Source organism: Pseudoalteromonas sp. 13-15 (genome assembly GCF_001468205.2).
In the GTDB taxonomy this organism is placed as follows: Bacteria; Pseudomonadota; Gammaproteobacteria; order Enterobacterales; family Alteromonadaceae; genus Pseudoalteromonas; species Pseudoalteromonas marina.
The window spans coordinates 2,354,202-2,370,374 of sequence record NZ_CP019162.1; the positions used below are offsets into that span (position 1 = coordinate 2,354,202).

Genomic DNA, 16,173 nt, shown 5'->3' on the forward strand with positions numbered 1-16,173 from the left:
TCTGTGGCATGATTACCACAGAGCAAACACGAATTAGAGCGCTATGTTAGTTAATTTTTCCAAAATGCACGGCTTAGGCAACGACTTTGTTGTTATTGATAACATTACACAAAATGTATTTTTATCACGAGATCAAATAAAAAAACTGGCTGATCGCCACTTTGGCATTGGCTTTGACCAATTACTCATGGTTGAAGCACCATACTCTCCCGATCTTGATTTTCATTATCGTATTTTTAATGCCGATGGTACCGAAGTAGAACAGTGCGGTAATGGTGCACGTTGCTTTGCACGTTTTGTGCGTATGAAAGGCCTGACTAACAAACATAAAATTAGTGTATCAACCAAATCGGGTAACTTAACGCTCTATATAGAAAAAGACGGCCAAGTTACGGTTAACATGGGGCATCCTAATTTCGAGCCAAGCAAAATACCGCTTAAAGCCAGCAAACGTGAACTCACCTACATTATAAGGGCTGAAGAACACACCGTATTTAGTGGCGCAGTATCTATGGGGAACCCACACTGTGTACTTGAAGTTGACGATATTACGACAGCGCAGGTTGATGTATTGGGTCCACTGCTTGAAAACCACGAACGTTTTCCACAGCGCGCTAACATTGGCTTTATGCAAGTTATATCGCAAGAGCATATAAAGCTAAGAGTATGGGAGCGCGGCGTAAACGAAACGCTCGCATGCGGCACTGGCGCGTGTGCTGCTATGGTCATTGGCCATATGCAAAGCAAGCTTTCAAGCGCGGTACAAGTCGACCTACCTGGTGGAACACTTCAAATACGTTGGAGTGGAGAAGGTCACCCTGTACGAATGACAGGCCCTGCTGAACACGTATTCGATGGACAAGTCGCGTTATGAGCGAGCTAAATGAAGAGAAAATTACTAGCTACTTACTTGAAAATCCTGACTTTTTAGTTAAACACCCAAACGTGCTTGCTCAGCTAGACCTTCAGCAGCAAGCGCAAGGGGCAACGTCATTAGTACATATTCAACAGCGCCAATTGCGTGAACACAATACGCGTTTAAAAAATCAAATCGATACAATGAGTCAGCACGCAGTTCAAAATGAGCTCGTATACCGTCTCCTCAGCCAATGCCATCGCCAGCTTTGGAGCCATGACGACTTTGATACCATCGCTAAAAATTTACACGCGATTGTGTGTTCAAATAACGACATAAGTGACTTTAAATTAATAAAATACAGCCCTGACTACGATGAGCTTATTGAACACCGCCTCACAAACTCTGGACATTACTTAGGCCGTATTACAGCGCAAGAACGGGCTCTATTATTTAGTGATGACACGCAATCTGCGGCTATTTATTTAATCGGTGATGAAAAGCAACCGATTGCCATACTCGCGTTTGGCAGCAACAACGTGAACCATTTTGAACCCGCACAAGACAACCTGTTCGTTCTGGATTTTATTAGTGCCCTGCAGTTAAGGTTACAAAAACTCGCATGAGTGATGATGCGCCTAATATAAGCGAATTAAGTGACAACTGGCGCACACCCATTACGCTATTTAGCGACTACCTAAAATTTGAAAAACAATATTCAGCGCACACTGTAAATCAGTATGTTAGCCAACTTGGTTTTGCAGCCCTTTATTTTAATAAATTATGCGATGACTGGTTTGGCGTACAAGCAGAGCATATTCGCCGTTACAGTATGGCTTTACGCGCCAAACAACTAAGTGGCCGAACCATTAGCTTAAAATTGAGCTGTATCAGAAGTTTATATAAGTTTTTAAAAGCTAAAAATATTGCACAGCAATCGCATTATCACAATCCTGCTACCGGCATTAAAGGCCCTAAATTTGCCAAGCCTTTACCTAAAAACCTCGACGTTGATCAAATGGCTCGCTTGCTCGAAATTCCTGACGACGACCCTTTAGCAATAAGAGACAAAGCTATGATGGAACTTATGTATTCATCAGGTTTACGTATTAGCGAGTTAGTTGGCGCTAACATGCAAGATATTAATGCCAAAAGTGGCGAAATATTAGTTCGCGGTAAAGGTAACAAAGAACGCCTTATTCCCGTGGGAACAAAGGCATTAGACGCATTAAAAAAATGGTTAACCGTGCGCCCTCAGTTTGCAAAGCCAGACGAGCCAGGTGTATTTTTAAGTAGCCAAAAAAATCGTATTTCAATTCGCCAAGTGCGTTTGCGTATGCAAGAGTGGGGAATAAAGCAAGGCATTAGCTCACAGGTGCATCCACATAAATTACGCCATTCATTTGCATCACATATTTTAGAATCGTCAGGTGATTTACGTGCTGTACAAGAATTGCTTGGCCACAGTAGCTTGTCGGCCACACAAGTGTATACCCATTTAGATTTTCAGCATTTAGCCAAAGTGTACGACAACACCCATCCGCGCGCCAAAAAACAAACTGATTAGGAAATTATAATGATCCGATTTAATCGTGCAATACGCCCTTTTTCTGTCATGAGCTTTGATTTAGACGACACGCTATACAACAACCACCCAATTATAAAAGCAGCCGTTAGCGCCCAACAAAATTACTTAAATGCATTACCACGCTACCAAGAACAAGGCCCTCAATACTGGCAACAATGCCGGCAACTTGCCGCACTGCAACAGCCAGAACTAAAAGACAATGTAACGCAGTGGCGCAAGCACACATTGCGTTTAGCACTATCAAAGTTAGGATTTACTGAACAAGAAGTAGCACTGCACGCTAGTAACGCCTATAACGCATTTGCCGATGCACGCAGTAACATTGTAGTCAGCGACGACGTATTAGTGCTACTTGATAACTTAGCGCAACATTTTACCTTAATCGCCATAACCAATGGCAATGTTGAAATAGAACGCTTTAATTTACACAATAAGTTTGAGCTAGTGCTACAAGCGGGCATGCACGGTAAAGCTAAACCTCATAGCACCTTATTTGACAAAGCAGCTGCGCACTTAAAAGTCACCAAAAGCGACATACTTCATATTGGTGATAGCCTAGATACCGACGTACAAGGCGCCAATAACACAGGTTGCCAATCAGTGTGGTTAAACGATCAAAACGCTAAGTATAACTACAAAGGCCTAGCTGACGTAGAAATCACCAATATTCACGCATTAACGCATTTTATTCGTTCATAAACTGCTGTAAATCTTCATAAAACGCGGTAAGAAAATGAGCCTTATATACTGTAATTTTAGGATTTAAACGTATGTAAGGCTCAGCTTTGTCGGCTATAGCAATTACGTCAACTTGCTTTGACTGTATTATTTTTTCGTAGTTTTCGAATGTTTCAGGCGGGTTAGAGAGCTCACTGTAAAGACTATAAAAATTTGAAATATTGATAGCGCCTTTGTAGTTATTTTGAAAAGTCACTAAATGAGCGTTTTCAAGTAAATCAGTATATTTTTTGTTCTCAACATTAAACTTTTTGTAGTAGAAAGCCATCATACTTGGCACGTTTTTATCTGAAAAATGATTAAGGTTTAAGTGGGTTTGCTCAGATGTAGATACGCTAAACTTAATAAGACCATGGCTTACAGGCTTAACTACCTGAGAAAGCAATATATTAATAGAATCGTCTAACAATGCTAGCTGTTTAGTGGTTTGCTCACTAGCCTCGACATAAATACCACCTTCATTTATTACTTTGTTAAGCTTTGACGCTAATTTGGCGAAAATATTTTTTATATTAATTAAGTCGACCAACAGCATATTAAATTCAATGATGTTCCAATTTTTTGGATCTTGCTCGTGAATCATTGCTATGCGCTTATTGAGTGAATCTTTTTGTTTATCTAGCGTATTTAATTCGATGTATAACTTTTTTAGGTTCACTGCTTTTTTATTTACTTCACTCACAACTTCACTCGCTTGCTTACTGTAAAAAGTCTGCGATGACTTTATTGCATAATTTAATGCGTCGTGAAGTTGGCCTAGACTCAGCGCCTCATTTGCTAATTTTATATTTTCGTTGGACTGAGTAATACTGATGTACTCGTCTTGCCAAGTATCAGATTCGAGAGCACTTAAGTTATGCAGAGAGTTTTGAAGTTTTATTAAATCTTTTTCTTTTTTGGCTGTTTGATACATTTCATTTAATGTATCAGTTTCACTTGGAGTGCAACCAAACAATAATAACGATAGTAAAAAAAGTAATTTTTTCATTCTAAGCATATAGTTATATTAATCCTTTTAATTACCGTACTTACATCTTTATCAAAAGGCAAACTCTAAACAATCTCTTTTGGTTGAATGAAATTATCTATAAATGAATAAACATATACGTTACAGTTGACTGCTAAACAAACAAAAGGAATTGATATGCGATTTATCTTATTAGCCCTGCTTTTACTTTGTCACTCTAAAGCCAATGCGGTTGACTTCTTTTTCAAAGACAAAAGCTGTAAGCCTACGTCTGAAACTATTGAAGTAAAGTTAAGCACAAAGCTTTCAAATCTAAACGATAAAACGTCTGAAAAAAGACGACTTAGAAGCAAAGCAATCGAAAAGTACAATAACAAAGGTATAAATGCTGAAAGCGTACATGTTGTAGATCAATTTCAATTAGAGATTTCATCCCGCAAAAATAATTCATCATTTAGTAAGGTCACTGGGCATCTAGATTACGTGGGCTCATTTACACCGTCTAAAAACTGTAATAAACAAAAAGCCATTACCGAAGATATGTTCATCGCGGGGAAACACAAACAAGGGAAAACTCATATTGTTAAAGGAAAAAAAATAGAGTTTACGGTAAATATGAGTAACGGACCTAAGTTTAAAGAATTTAATGATATGCGTGTGACACCGTCTTTGTTTTTTGGGCAGCAACTAGGGCAAAGCCTTGAGCAAACACGTTCAGCATTAGGGTTAGCAAGTTTAGAATTAGGCAGTGAAAATAAGAAGATACTCATATACGGCAGAAATCACGCTTTTCACTTTATCGATAGCAAACTTGTAGGCTACCAATTTCACATAAATTTACTTCCTATGATGTTAAACAATGAGTTGCCTTTAACAAATAAAGAATTAGAAATACACTTAGATTCACATGAGCCCATTAAGTTAAATACAGCATTAACAACTCAACTTATTAGCAAACTTAAACAGAGCTTCTCAAGTATAAATACTGCTACGTACAAAAAAAGTATGACTGAAACACAGCAGCAAATAGCAGGCATTTCGCAAGGTACTCTCGTAAAAAGCATTAAAGGTAATAGTAATTGCTACGGAGGTAATGGTTTAGTTGACGACTATATAAAGAAAAACAGAAGCAATTTTACACTTGAACTATTAAACGCAGATCATGAAAAAATTATCATAACGAACTGCAATGAGCTTTTATATGATAATGCTGGCTACATTTCAAAAATAAAACTAATCGAACCTTTTTCAACTAAAAACATTAAGCTAAAAGCGTTAGCTAATTACTTTAAAAAAAGTTCTGCTTGGCAATTTGCGGGCGTTAAATACGAAGGTTTTACAGATTCATTGTCAAGCATAGGTGAGTACGATGAGTTTTTAGATAAAGCAGAGTTTACTTCTGAACTATGGAATGGTTATTTTCATACTTATGATGGCCTGTTAATTAGTGCTGAACTTATGAACAATAACTAAATTTTAAATAGGAATACTTATGTTATTACTCGACTTCTTACAACAGCTGGCTGAGAACCCAAAAAACATTCAATTTACCGATACAATGGCGGTGATTGAAGCCAATTACGATTTTACTGCTTGTGCCTTTAATAACCACGGGTTGCTGAGTTCAGCGAGTGAAAATAACGGTTCATGTAAAATTTTTGCGTTTGCAAAACTCAATGGGCTTAGCAAGCAAAACACTCTTGATTGCTTTGGTAAGTTTTACCGCGATGAGGTGCTTAAAAACCCTAACGGCGACGATCATATGAACATTCGCACGTTTATGTTAGCGCCAGAGACGACACCATTTTTAGGTGTTACGTTTGAGGGCGAGCCTTTAACAGCGAAGTAACTGGGCTCCTGTTAAAAACTTGAGTTATGTTGTAAATTAAAGTGGTTTTTCCATAAAATAGCGGGTGCCGCAAAGTGGGTAGTTATCAAGCTGATACTTTACGCTGTATCCGCGTTTTTCATAAAAAGGTTTTGCTTGAAAGTCGAGAGTGTCTAGCTGGGCTTTTTTAGCGCCAAGCAATATTGCAGCTTGCTCTAATTCTGTGAGCAACTGCCCGGCAAGGCCTTCATTACGGGCGATTTCACTGCACCAAAGCCAATTTATAATTAGCCAATTGCCAAATACGCAACCACTAATACCAGCCATTAGTTCGTTATTATTATCAACAAATTTATAGCCGAGTGGCACTCTTTGCGCATCAAAATGCTTGGCATTAAAATCAACTATTTTATTACGTAAAGTTGAGTTTAACGCATCACTGTTATCAGATTTTAATTGATACATATACCGCTCCTAAAAAAGCGATATTAGCAAACACACTTAATTAAAAAAGATTATTTTTACCGAAAGGCACTTCAAGTAAGTTGCTTGACGTTTTTTCGGGCTGCCCGCACATTTCGTCGTAAGCGCTTGTGTGGCGAAGCATCATTTGTGCGTACGCTATTTTTTCAAACCGCTTTTGTACATGCAGCGGGCTTACTGCTCTTACAAATTCGCCATCTTCCTCTGTTACATAATATTCAACGTTATTAATGATCACAGAAACCTGGTAAAGCGCCATTTCAAGTGAGTGAACAACTACTTTTTGTAGCGGCTCATGATTTTTTAGTTCAGAAAATTTCATACCCATTTTTGTTCACCTTAATTAAATATCGCTCTATCGATACGCAGCTTTGCTATAATCGCGATCAGTTTTTTATTACCAACTAACGAGAACACTTTATGAGCACCAAAATCCGCCTTGCTAAATACATTGCTCATGCAGGCGTGTGCTCGCGTAAACAGGCATCGCGTTTAATAGATGAAGGGGTAGTAACGGTAAATAATCGCCCTGCTAATCATATTGATCACGTTGATGAACAAGACGACATAATAGTTAATGGCCAAGTAGTTAAAGGGGCAGCCGATTTAGTTTATTTTGCGTACCACAAGCCTGTAGGTATTGACTGCAAATTAAATGAAAATGACCCCGCCAGCCTTATTCACCATTTACCTACCCTCACCCGGGTTTACCCCATTGGCCGATTAGATAAAGACTCTCGCGGCTTGCTTATTTTGACCAACGACGGTGACTTTTGTAATCAACTTATTCACCCTGACTTCCACCAGCCTAAACGTTATTTAGTCACGGTAGATAAACCGATTAATAACGCGTTTTGTGAAAAAATGGCTGCAGGTATCCCCGTTGATAAACAAATAACCTTACCGTGTGAAGTAACTAAAATAGCTGACAATCAATTTAGTATTATTTTAAAACAAGGGCTTAACAGACAAATACGTAAAATGGCGCATTACTGCGGCTTTAAAGTAATTGATTTATTTAGAGTGCAATTTAGCGAACTTGCCCTCTCAAACCTAAACCTACCTGAAAACCACTCTATACAAATTAATAAAACTGATATTTCAAAAATCTAACCTTCGTTTAAATAGCTCACAAAAAAGTTAAAAAATAACCTTGCAAAAATAGATTACAGGTGTAGTCTTAACTTAAAGATTACATTTGTAGGCAATAAAATGATTGAGTTATCAAAAGCAGAGTTCGACGTGCTTGATGCGCTTTGGATTAATTACCCTGCCACCGCGAGCCAAATTATTGAGCGCTTAAGCGATGATAAGCAATGGCACGAAAAAACCATTAAAACCCTACTGGGTCGATTAGTTAAAAAAGGCGCACTGACCTTTGAAAAAGACGGCCGCCAATATATTTATACCCCTTGTATAGAGCGCGCCGACTACACCCTCAAAGAGAGCAAAAACTTTATTGAGCGCTTTTTTAGTGGCCGTATAGCGCCGCTGGTAAGCGGGTTTGCTAAATCAGAGCAGCTTTCGCAGCAAGATATAAATGAGCTTAAAAAAGTCATTGATGACTGGGAAAAAAACCAAAAGTAAGGGATTAAGATGGTTATTCAAACTGGGTTTAATTGGTTAATTGAGCAACAACTACTATTGAGTATTTTGTTTTGTGGATTTATTTTACTCGAGCGATTTGGTTTAAAAACCCTTGGCGCGCGGTTTGTATACAAGTTAGCGTGGTTAATTCCTGCGGCATTAGTTATCGCTAATTTACCCAATGCGATTAAACCACTGCAAAATAGCAATATTAGCCATTACTTAATTACCCCTAACCAGCCTTTTACACATGAAATGGGTATTAGCTGGGCACTTATGTATGTACTTATTACTGCGGGGTTATTAATAGCTAATTTTATTACACATACTCGTTTTGTTAAAAGCCTGCAGCTAACTGAGCTAACACACTTTAACCATACACTTACTACAAATGCTAAAACTTATATCAGCCAACATGTAGCCACACCAATGGTGGTGGGTATTTTTCAAAGCAAGCTAGTACTGCCAAGTGATTATAATACCCAGTTTGATAAAGCCACATTGGCGCTTATTTTAGAGCACGAAAACGTACACATTCAACGCAAAGACAACCTAACAAACGCATTCATGCTGTTACCCACTATTTTACTTTGGTTTAACCCACTCACTTGGTTTTGTTACGCAAGCATGCGCCGTCTACAAGAGCTGACTTGTGATGAACGGGTACTTGCCAATAAAACCACACACCAACACATTTTATACAGCAAAGCCTTAGTGAACTGCGCGGCAGCAACGCCCGCAGGCCTAATGGCTTATTCACACTACGGAGATAAAAAAAACATGTTACAACGACTTACCAATATAAAGCACAGTGGCAGTAGCTCTCGCTTTGCCAAAGGTGGCTTACTGCTAGTTGCAGCAAGTATGTTAAGCACGCTCGCTATTGCAAAGCAACCGCAAACAGAGGGCGCTAAAGAAGAGCATATTTCACCAATAATTCGCATTGAGCCTCACTACCCAGCCCAAGCAGCTAAGCAAGGCATTAGCGGATCTGTGGTGTTAAAATACGATATTGCCGCTAATGGCAGAACAAAAAACATTAGTGTCATTCAATCTAAGCCGTCAGACGTTTTTGATAAATCAGCTAAAGAAGCGCTGGCAAAGTGGGAGTATAAAACCTCTAAGGCCGGCTTTAATGACGTACTTGTACAGCTCGATTTTGCCATAAACAGCGAGGTTGCACATACCGATTTGATAGAACGAATTAAAGTATCGCATTAGTGCTGTTGGGTAATACAAGAACACAAAGCAAGCGCCCTTTTAGGCCGCTTGCTTTGTGGTTTTAACAATAAAGTTAAATACTCACTACAATCATGGCAATGGCAGTACCTAAGCCAATAAACCATACAAGCGAACGTATAATATCTAAGTTCAACCAATAAAAAATACAATACAAAATGCGCGAGACTATATGAGTAACCGCCAAGGTTTCGGTTACTGCGTTTACCGAGTTAGCACCAAATACCACTGCAATAGCAACAGCAAAAACAGCGAGTGATTCAAAACAATTTTGATGAGTAGCGAGCGTCCGAGCACCAAAGCCAGTTAGTTTTGCTTGTTGGGAACGTGGGTGTTTATTGTCGTATTGGCCAAGCTTTGCCATCGCAACTGCCACAGGCACTTTTGCAAAGTAAGGCATTAATACGGCCAATAATGCGCATACTACTAATGTCGTCATAGTTTATTCTCTTATTATAAAATCTGATAATTTGAGCAATACATATACCATACACGCACAAAAAAAGCCGCCAATACGTTTTATGACAAACGCTGGCGGCTAAACAATAACATCACACTTACTATAGCTAAGTTTACTCATAAAGCAGTGCGGCATAATGTCGCAGGTGATGAATATTCACTATCACCCTTAATGCGTCGCTTTAATAATCAAAGATTGTTAACTTAAAGACCTTATTTTTTATCGACGAATACCATGACCTGGATCTTTTTCACTTTTTTAGCCGCTTTTATGCAAGCATGGCGAAATGCCCTGCAAAGTAATTTAAGCTCACATGCAAGTGTGGCTGGCGTAACGCTTTCGCGCTTTATTTTAGCCGGCCCCATTGCTGCAGTGTATTTGTACGGCTTGTATCAATATCAAGATACCACCATGCCTACCTTTAATAATGCCTTTTGGGGATTTATTATTGGCGCAAGTATTATGCAAATACTCGCCACCGGCTTAATGGTAAAACTGTTTAAAATGAATAATTACGCCATAGGTGCAGGCCTTGCCAAGAGTGAAGCCTTAGTAGCGGCTATTTTAGGCGTATTATTTTTTGGCTCTGCGCTTAGCCTACTTGGTTGGCTGGGTGTATTTTTAGGCGCTATTGCGGTGCTTTTACTTAGCGGTATAACCAGCGTAAAACACTTTGATGCTAAAACAGCGTTACTGGGCCTTGCCTGTGGTACCAGCTTTGCCCTTACATCGCTGTGGGTACGTGAAGCGAGCTTAAGCTCAGGGTTATTATTTCCGCACTCGGCTGCATGGGTTTTACTGTTTGTAATAAGCCTACAAACGCTTATATTACTTGGCTATTTATTACTAAAAGAGCCGCATACTCTTAGTAAACTTTGGCAATATAAAGGCATTACAACAGCAATTAGTGTTTTTAGTTGTGTAGGCTCTATTGGCTGGTTTAGTGCAATGAGTTTACAGCATGTGGCGTATGTTAAAACGCTTGGTCAGGTAGAGGTATTTTTTACCATGCTAATTGCCGTTCTTTGGTTAAAACAACCGCTTAAAAAGCAAGATACCGCGGGCTTAATACTTATAGCCATCGCCGCTATTTTGGTGATGCTGCCAAATTGAGAACATAAAAAAGCGCAGGCTTTTAAACCTGCGCTACTATAAGCTGCATATAACGTTTAAAGCGAATGTTAAGCGCTTTTTTTAAGAGCTGATTTTTAGCGTTATTACACCGCAAATGATCATAAGCACACCCGCAATACGCCCAAACGTGGCTGCATCACCGTAAAGTAATATACCCACTAAAAACGTACCCGCAGCACCTATACCTGTCCATACGGCATAGGAAGTCCCCATTGATATTTGCTTTTGTGCAAGCCACAACATAAAACCACTGGCTGTTAAAAATGCAATGGCCATTGCTATTCCCTGCCAGCGTGTGTCGGGATTTTGTGAAATTTTTAAACCAATTGGCCAGCCTATTTCAAGCAAGCCGGCAATGACTAAATAAACCCAAGCCATTAAACATCTCTCTTTTTCAAAATTACGTCGTATAAATCTTCGCGGCGATCTTTTAAATTACGCACTGTCCCTTCGCTATGAAGAATTTTTAGCTTATCCATATCAAGGTCGCTAAATAATAACATTTCGGTATTAGGTGTTGCTTCGTTAAGTGTTGCATCGTGCGGGAACGAAAAGTCAGATGGCGTCAGTACTGCCGATTGCGAGTACTGTACGTCTAGGCTTTCTACTTGTGGTAAGTTACCCACTGAACCTGCAATAACCACATAACATTCGTTTTCGATTGCCCGCGCTTGTGCACAATGGCGAACCCGTAAATAACTATTTTTAGTATCGGTCCAAAACGGCACAAACAGTATATCAAGCCCTTGCTTAGCTAATATGCGTGAAAGCTCTGGGAACTCTACATCGTAACAAATTTGAATACCAACGCGCCCAGCATCAGTATCGAATACGGCAATTTTGTCGCCGCCTTGAATAACCCAATCATTTTGTTCATGCGGGGTTATATGTATTTTGCGCTGCTCGTCTATTTTACCGCTACGGTGGCATAAATAACTTACGTTATAAATTTTGTCGTCTTCGGCAAGTGGCATAGAGCCAGTAATAATATTGGCGTTATATTCTATTGCCATACGCGACATGGCGTTTTTAAACGTTTCGGTGTATTCGGCTAAATAGCGGATTGCTTCAGTTTGATTGCTTTGCTCAGTTAATCCCATCAGCGGCGCGTTAAAAAATTCAGGGAATAAAATAAAGTCACTTTTGTAGTCAGATACCGTATCTACAAAGTACTCTACCTGCTTGAGCATTTCTTCAACCGATTCAACACAACGCATTTGCCATTGCACGGCCCCTACTCGTACTATTGATTTAGTCGATTCGAGTACGGTGTCGGTTGGCTCGTACATTATGTTATTCCACTCAAGTAAGGTGGCGTAACCTACAGACTCTTGATCCTCAGGTAGGTACTTTTTTAGTAATCGCTTTACCTGAAAGTCGTTAGAAAGCTGAAAGCTTAAAATTGGGTCATAAAGCTCTTTTTGGTCAACCTTTTCAATGTATTCCATTGGCGTCATTTCACTGCTGTGATTGTAATAACGCGGAATACGGCCACCCGCTAAAATAGCGCGTAAGTTATATTGGCGGCACAATTCTTTACGGGCATCATAAAGGCGACGCCCTAAGCGCATACCTCGGTGAGTTTCGCTAATGGCAACATCCAAACCGTATAGCGCATCGCCATCGGTATCGCTGAATACACGGTCATGGCCGTCAGCAATGTCTTCGTAGGTATGCGGATTTGAAAAGCGGGCGTAGTCTACTTGCACGCTTAGTGCTAAACCCACCAGCACGCCGTCATCTACTATGCCTATTTGCCCTTCTGGAAACTGATCGATTAATCTAAAAATGGTATGGCTTGGCCATGCGCCACCTAAGTCTGGGTAAGCTTGATCCATTAGCGTTTTTATTTGTGGGTACTGCTCTTTGGTCAAGTTACAAATTTCTAGGTGGGTTTTTTCTGCCGACATACACAACTCCTTGGGGCATGGGAACAAAAAAGCTGAACAAATGCTCAGCTTAATAAACTATATTATGCGTGCTAACTCACTTTGCAAGTTACTTTAAGCTACGATAAAACAATGTGGTTACTCGCTCTTTTGGTAGCCATTTTGCATATTTAAGACCCAGCTCTGATAATGGGTCGGCGTCAAGTACTTGCTGCAAACTTGCATCGTTTTGCATTGCCTTAAGCATAACATCTTTGGCTTTTTGCACCAGCTTACGATACGTTATCAGCCCTGAACGGTCACTTACTGGACCATGCCCCGGAATAACTTGTGTATTATCGTCGATTTGGTTAATAACATCGTCAACCGCAGCTAATACTCCATCAACACTGCCGCCACTATCTACATCAACAAACGGTAAGCTACCAAAATTAAAATAAATATCACCCATGTGAACTATGTTGTCGTTACTAAAAAAGATAACTGAGTCACCATCGGTATGGGCATGTTTGTAATGCACAACGTGTGCGTGTTCGTTATTAAAATGTAGTTTTAAATCGTGACCAAAACTAATACGAGGTAAAAATTTAGAACCCTCACCATGCTTTTCTTTCAAACGCTTATGAACATTGTCGTGCGCAATGACATGCGCACCGGCTTTTGCAAAATTTTCATTGCCGCCGGTATGGTCGCCATGGTGATGGGTATTAATTACAAATTCGGCGCTACCAGGCTTTAAATCGCTGATGGTTTTTTTTATATCGTCTGAGAGCTTAGCAAACTGATCGTCAATAATATAAATACCGTCATCACCCACACTTGCAGCAATGTTGCCACCTTGCCCAAATAGTACATAGACACTTTCACTTAATTTTTCTGCGGTAACGGGGTTATCGTCTGCATGAGCCGATGCGCTCAGTAGTAAACCTGTTATTAACGCGGGTAGTAATTTTTTCATTTTAGTTCTCCATTGTTAGAGTTATATAGAACGTGATTACTTACATTTTGGCTCACACTACTTTGGTGAGATAACGATTTGATGCATTAGCGTTTGTGGTAATAGCGCAGTTTGCTTCCCTTCAATATAATCGCTAAAACCAGCTCTATAAAACTCTGATAGCGGGTGACCCGATTGGCCACCCGGCACGCTTAAAATAGCCTGTTCTAAATGCCCTGGTTGAGCAATAAAACGTTGTGATGCACCAAAACTCTGCCCCTGCACCGCAGGCATATAGGAGTCACCAAATCCTGCAGCGGTTGGCATATTAAGTAACTTTGCCAATAAAGGGATTTGTTTTGCAAAAGGATGCTCGATTACCAGCTCATTAACTTTACCCCACTGCCACTGTTTTATATCAGTACCAAATTGCTCACTCAATTTATTTACAGTGTGATCAAAAGCACCCGCTAATTGTTCGTCCCAACTATTAAATTGAGGGTTAATCCAAGATGCAGGTCTATTATTAATAAGTTGCCACAGCGCCGGCTCCAACCCACGCTTGATAGGCTTAAGTGTGCCCTCATGCTCATTAAGAGTGACTTCAATATGGTTAAACACAAGGTTAATAACTTCGTCTCTATATCGTTTAACCAGGGTATAGCCTACCGAAGAAGCACATGCGCATTGCTGCCAGTTTTCAAGCTCTGTGATGTACTTCGCATTTTTAACCTCATTGGTTTTTAACTGCTTGAGTAACAACTCATGCCATGGCATTAAAAAGCGGGCTTGGTTATCAAGCTGTAGTGCGTAAAAGTCGCTCTCGGCAAAGGTTTGTTTTTCAAATAAACGGTCACGAATTTGGCTTGAACGTGCACCTAATGCGTAGCCGCCATTACCAAAACGTGCGTTGTCGCTGGCAGATACAACCCGAGAGTTTCCTGTCCATAATCGCCCGCTGGGTGGGTTTTTAAAAAATGGGCGATTAATTTCGTTTTGCTCAAAGAGTGCAGAGTACTGCTGTGCATTTACACTTAACTCACTGACATTTGTACGCGCCGGAATACCGCCTATATTTTTCCATGCCGCATTACCTAAGCTATCAACAACCATTAAATTCTGTACAGGTATACCCACATTACTTGCAAGGGCGAGCGCATCGTCCACAGTATCTGCTTGCTCAAGCTTTGATAGCTGCATGTTAACCGCATAAGGTTGATGCGCTGCCCAACTAAGCGCATAAGGCTTTTCGTTAATGTATTTTACTGGGCCGTATTTACTCATTGTTAGCGAGTAAGTCTCAACGCCTCCTTCTGGTAATAAAATAGGCTCATCAACAAGCCATGTTTTGCTATCGCTATTTAGCTCAATCCAATCGGCAGTATCTAAATAACCGTTAGTGAAACCCCATGCAATTTTATTATTGGTTCCCACTACAATGGCAGGAGTGCCAGGAAGTGATACGCCTGTTATTTGAGATTGTTCACCATTTTGCGTGTAATTAAGCTGCGCTCTGTACCAAATAACGGGCACCGCCATTGATAAGTGCATATCGTCAGACACCATACCAGCTCCTGTTTTTGTAAGCTCTCCGGTAACGGCCCAATTATTACTACCAAGCTCTTGAGGGGCTTCAATGTGGCTTGCAACATGAGTCGTTTGCGATGTAAGAATGGGTAATTCACCTGCAAATGGGGCTAATTTACTACCATCAAGCGCAGCTTGGTATTGGCTAGGTTGCGTTAAAAAATCAACCATATTTTTACTGTATATTTGCTCTAATTGAATCAAAGTTTGATCGCGATTAAATGTCATGCTTTGTAAATCTAAGTACATGCTAAAAATCACTAATAAGCTGTCTTCGCTTTGCCACGGTTTTTGAGTTGCGCCGGTAAGTATATATTCAAAGCTTGCATACCCTACTTGGGCTAAACCTTCGTTTATGCCTTGAGCATAACTTTTTAACAGCTGTTTATCGCGCTCTGGTAAGGTATTTAAAATAGCGAGGCTACGTTTTCGTAGTTGATGAAAACGCATTTTTTTATCAAGCTCAACAGCGGCTTTACCAAATAATTCACTTAGCTCTCCTGCAGCATTACGCCTAAGTAGGTCCATTTGAAAAAATCGGTCCTGTCCGTGCGCATACCCTAAGCCATAAGCGGCATCGTTACGGCTTTTAGCGTTGATAACAGCTTGGCCCAATGTATCACGGGAAATTTTAACGGGGTCATTCACTGCCATACTGCGCCCGTTGCCATCAAGTGCAGGTAAACTTAAGCTAAGTACCCCATACACAACAGCGGTGCCACTCAGCCCTAAAATTACAATTAATAACAACAAGCGTTTGATTAGTTTATACATTGAGTTGCCCTTCCACCCTTTGCGTTGCTTATATAATAACCACAGATTTATTAAATAATCATGATCTTGCTCGCAAAGGATGAAATAAACATCAAAATCCACGATA

18 protein-coding genes are annotated in these 16,173 nt (G+C 40.1%); 10 read left to right on the plus strand and 8 right to left on the minus strand.

Annotation, left to right across the window (positions count from 1 at the left end; genetic code table 11):
* Positions 1–43: 43 nt before the first annotated feature.
* The 4 genes from dapF to ATS72_RS10930 are packed head-to-tail and all read left to right on the plus strand — an operon-like array spanning position 44 to position 3,143.
* The gene (gene dapF / locus ATS72_RS10915; protein WP_010557932.1) at positions 44–874 is read left to right on the plus strand and encodes a diaminopimelate epimerase; all 831 of its coding nucleotides are present in this window, start codon (positions 44–46) and stop codon (positions 872–874) included.
* Positions 871–1,482 carry a DUF484 family protein gene (locus tag ATS72_RS10920; protein WP_058430079.1) on the plus strand — a complete coding sequence of 204 codons (612 nt, stop codon included), beginning with the start codon at positions 871–873 and terminating at the stop codon, positions 1,480–1,482. Before dapF ends, ATS72_RS10920 begins: the two co-directional genes overlap by 4 nt.
* Positions 1,479–2,423: a tyrosine recombinase XerC gene (locus tag ATS72_RS10925; RefSeq protein WP_008129459.1), complete on the plus strand. Its 945-nt coding sequence runs from the start codon at positions 1,479–1,481 to the stop codon at positions 2,421–2,423. Before ATS72_RS10920 ends, ATS72_RS10925 begins: the two co-directional genes overlap by 4 nt.
* A gap of 9 nt (positions 2,424–2,432) precedes the next feature.
* Positions 2,433–3,143, plus strand: coding sequence for an HAD-IA family hydrolase (locus ATS72_RS10930; protein WP_010557929.1), 711 nt, complete (start codon positions 2,433–2,435; stop codon positions 3,141–3,143).
* Here the strand turns inward: ATS72_RS10930 and ATS72_RS10935 are convergent.
* A complete protein-coding gene (locus ATS72_RS10935) occupies positions 3,130–4,170 on the minus strand; it encodes a hypothetical protein (protein ID WP_058430078.1) in 1,041 nt (346 codons plus the stop codon). The genes ATS72_RS10930 and ATS72_RS10935 overlap by 14 nt on opposite strands.
* Positions 4,171–4,326: 156 nt before the next feature.
* Between ATS72_RS10935 and ATS72_RS10940 the strand changes: the two genes are divergently transcribed.
* Together ATS72_RS10940 and ATS72_RS10945 are read left to right on the plus strand one after the other, a co-directional pair.
* Positions 4,327–5,622: a hypothetical protein gene (locus tag ATS72_RS10940; protein ID WP_058430077.1), complete on the plus strand. Its 1,296-nt coding sequence runs from the start codon at positions 4,327–4,329 to the stop codon at positions 5,620–5,622.
* A gap of 19 nt (positions 5,623–5,641) precedes the next feature.
* The gene (locus ATS72_RS10945; protein ID WP_058430076.1) at positions 5,642–5,998 is read left to right on the plus strand and encodes a HopJ type III effector protein; all 357 of its coding nucleotides are present in this window, start codon (positions 5,642–5,644) and stop codon (positions 5,996–5,998) included.
* Between the two features lie 36 nt (positions 5,999–6,034).
* Here the strand turns inward: ATS72_RS10945 and ATS72_RS10950 are convergent, their stop codons facing one another.
* Both ATS72_RS10950 and ATS72_RS10955 read right to left on the minus strand, forming a co-directional pair.
* Complete coding sequence (locus ATS72_RS10950) at positions 6,035–6,442, minus strand: GNAT family N-acetyltransferase (RefSeq protein ID WP_008129452.1); 408 nt, start codon at positions 6,440–6,442, stop codon at positions 6,035–6,037.
* 40 nt (positions 6,443–6,482) lie between these two features.
* Positions 6,483–6,788 (minus strand): DUF6482 family protein, encoded by a 306-nt coding sequence (locus ATS72_RS10955; protein ID WP_006792473.1) that lies wholly within the window; start codon positions 6,786–6,788, stop codon positions 6,483–6,485.
* Between the two features lie 92 nt (positions 6,789–6,880).
* Between ATS72_RS10955 and ATS72_RS10960 the strand changes: the two genes are divergently transcribed.
* The 3 genes from ATS72_RS10960 (at position 6,881) to ATS72_RS10970 (ending at position 9,268) form a co-directional block, all read left to right on the plus strand.
* Complete coding sequence (locus tag ATS72_RS10960; RefSeq protein WP_006792474.1) at positions 6,881–7,573, plus strand: pseudouridine synthase; 693 nt, start codon at positions 6,881–6,883, stop codon at positions 7,571–7,573.
* A gap of 99 nt (positions 7,574–7,672) precedes the next feature.
* Entirely contained in the window at positions 7,673–8,047 is a 375-nt protein-coding gene (locus ATS72_RS10965) for a BlaI/MecI/CopY family transcriptional regulator (protein ID WP_058430075.1), read from the plus strand.
* Positions 8,048–8,056: 9 nt separating this feature from the next.
* Positions 8,057–9,268 (plus strand): M56 family metallopeptidase, encoded by a 1,212-nt coding sequence (locus ATS72_RS10970; RefSeq protein WP_058430074.1) that lies wholly within the window; start codon positions 8,057–8,059, stop codon positions 9,266–9,268.
* Positions 9,269–9,341: 73 nt separating this feature from the next.
* Here ATS72_RS10970 and ATS72_RS10975 read toward each other — a convergent pair whose 3' ends face one another.
* Positions 9,342–9,725 (minus strand): MAPEG family protein, encoded by a 384-nt coding sequence (locus ATS72_RS10975; RefSeq protein WP_058430073.1) that lies wholly within the window; start codon positions 9,723–9,725, stop codon positions 9,342–9,344.
* Between the two features lie 255 nt (positions 9,726–9,980).
* Between ATS72_RS10975 and ATS72_RS10980 the strand changes: the two genes are divergently transcribed.
* A complete protein-coding gene (locus ATS72_RS10980) occupies positions 9,981–10,859 on the plus strand; it encodes a DMT family transporter (protein WP_170865580.1) in 879 nt (292 codons plus the stop codon).
* Between the two features lie 81 nt (positions 10,860–10,940).
* Here the strand turns inward: ATS72_RS10980 and ATS72_RS10985 are convergent, their stop codons facing one another.
* The 4 genes from ATS72_RS10985 to ATS72_RS11000 form a co-directional block, all read right to left on the minus strand.
* Positions 10,941–11,258, minus strand: coding sequence for a DMT family transporter (locus tag ATS72_RS10985; protein WP_006792480.1), 318 nt, complete (start codon positions 11,256–11,258; stop codon positions 10,941–10,943).
* The gene (locus ATS72_RS10990) at positions 11,258–12,790 is read right to left on the minus strand and encodes a bifunctional GNAT family N-acetyltransferase/carbon-nitrogen hydrolase family protein (RefSeq protein ID WP_008129436.1); all 1,533 of its coding nucleotides are present in this window, start codon (positions 12,788–12,790) and stop codon (positions 11,258–11,260) included. The genes ATS72_RS10985 and ATS72_RS10990 overlap by 1 nt, the downstream gene beginning before the upstream one ends.
* Positions 12,791–12,878: 88 nt before the next feature.
* Complete coding sequence (locus tag ATS72_RS10995) at positions 12,879–13,727, minus strand: MBL fold metallo-hydrolase (protein WP_006792482.1); 849 nt, start codon at positions 13,725–13,727, stop codon at positions 12,879–12,881.
* A 57-nt stretch (positions 13,728–13,784) separates the two neighbouring features.
* Positions 13,785–16,067, minus strand: a complete 2,283-nt coding sequence (locus ATS72_RS11000; protein WP_058430071.1) for a penicillin acylase family protein — start codon at positions 16,065–16,067, stop codon at positions 13,785–13,787.
* Positions 16,068–16,173 lie beyond the last annotated feature (106 nt).

Excerpts from the sequence above, each read along its gene's own strand:
- dapF (WP_010557932.1), top strand. The coding sequence starts at position 44 with ATGTTAGTTAATTTTTCCAAAATGCACGGCTTAGGCAACGACTTTGTT.
- ATS72_RS10920 (WP_058430079.1), top strand. The coding sequence starts at position 871 with ATGAGCGAGCTAAATGAAGAGAAAATTACTAGCTACTTACTTGAAAAT.
- ATS72_RS10925 (WP_008129459.1), top strand. The coding sequence starts at position 1,479 with ATGAGTGATGATGCGCCTAATATAAGCGAATTAAGTGACAACTGGCGC.
- ATS72_RS10930 (WP_010557929.1), top strand. The coding sequence starts at position 2,433 with ATGATCCGATTTAATCGTGCAATACGCCCTTTTTCTGTCATGAGCTTT.
- ATS72_RS10935 (WP_058430078.1), bottom strand. The coding sequence starts at position 4,170 with ATGAAAAAATTACTTTTTTTACTATCGTTATTATTGTTTGGTTGCACT.
- ATS72_RS10940 (WP_058430077.1), top strand. The coding sequence starts at position 4,327 with ATGCGATTTATCTTATTAGCCCTGCTTTTACTTTGTCACTCTAAAGCC.
- ATS72_RS10945 (WP_058430076.1), top strand. The coding sequence starts at position 5,642 with ATGTTATTACTCGACTTCTTACAACAGCTGGCTGAGAACCCAAAAAAC.
- ATS72_RS10950 (WP_008129452.1), bottom strand. The coding sequence starts at position 6,442 with ATGTATCAATTAAAATCTGATAACAGTGATGCGTTAAACTCAACTTTA.
- ATS72_RS10955 (WP_006792473.1), bottom strand. The coding sequence starts at position 6,788 with ATGGGTATGAAATTTTCTGAACTAAAAAATCATGAGCCGCTACAAAAA.
- ATS72_RS10960 (WP_006792474.1), top strand. The coding sequence starts at position 6,881 with ATGAGCACCAAAATCCGCCTTGCTAAATACATTGCTCATGCAGGCGTG.
- ATS72_RS10965 (WP_058430075.1), top strand. The coding sequence starts at position 7,673 with ATGATTGAGTTATCAAAAGCAGAGTTCGACGTGCTTGATGCGCTTTGG.
- ATS72_RS10970 (WP_058430074.1), top strand. The coding sequence starts at position 8,057 with ATGGTTATTCAAACTGGGTTTAATTGGTTAATTGAGCAACAACTACTA.
- ATS72_RS10975 (WP_058430073.1), bottom strand. The coding sequence starts at position 9,725 with ATGACGACATTAGTAGTATGCGCATTATTGGCCGTATTAATGCCTTAC.
- ATS72_RS10980 (WP_170865580.1), top strand. The coding sequence starts at position 9,981 with ATGACCTGGATCTTTTTCACTTTTTTAGCCGCTTTTATGCAAGCATGG.
- ATS72_RS10985 (WP_006792480.1), bottom strand. The coding sequence starts at position 11,258 with ATGGCTTGGGTTTATTTAGTCATTGCCGGCTTGCTTGAAATAGGCTGG.
- ATS72_RS10990 (WP_008129436.1), bottom strand. The coding sequence starts at position 12,790 with ATGTCGGCAGAAAAAACCCACCTAGAAATTTGTAACTTGACCAAAGAG.
- ATS72_RS10995 (WP_006792482.1), bottom strand. The coding sequence starts at position 13,727 with ATGAAAAAATTACTACCCGCGTTAATAACAGGTTTACTACTGAGCGCA.
- ATS72_RS11000 (WP_058430071.1), bottom strand. The coding sequence starts at position 16,067 with ATGTATAAACTAATCAAACGCTTGTTGTTATTAATTGTAATTTTAGGG.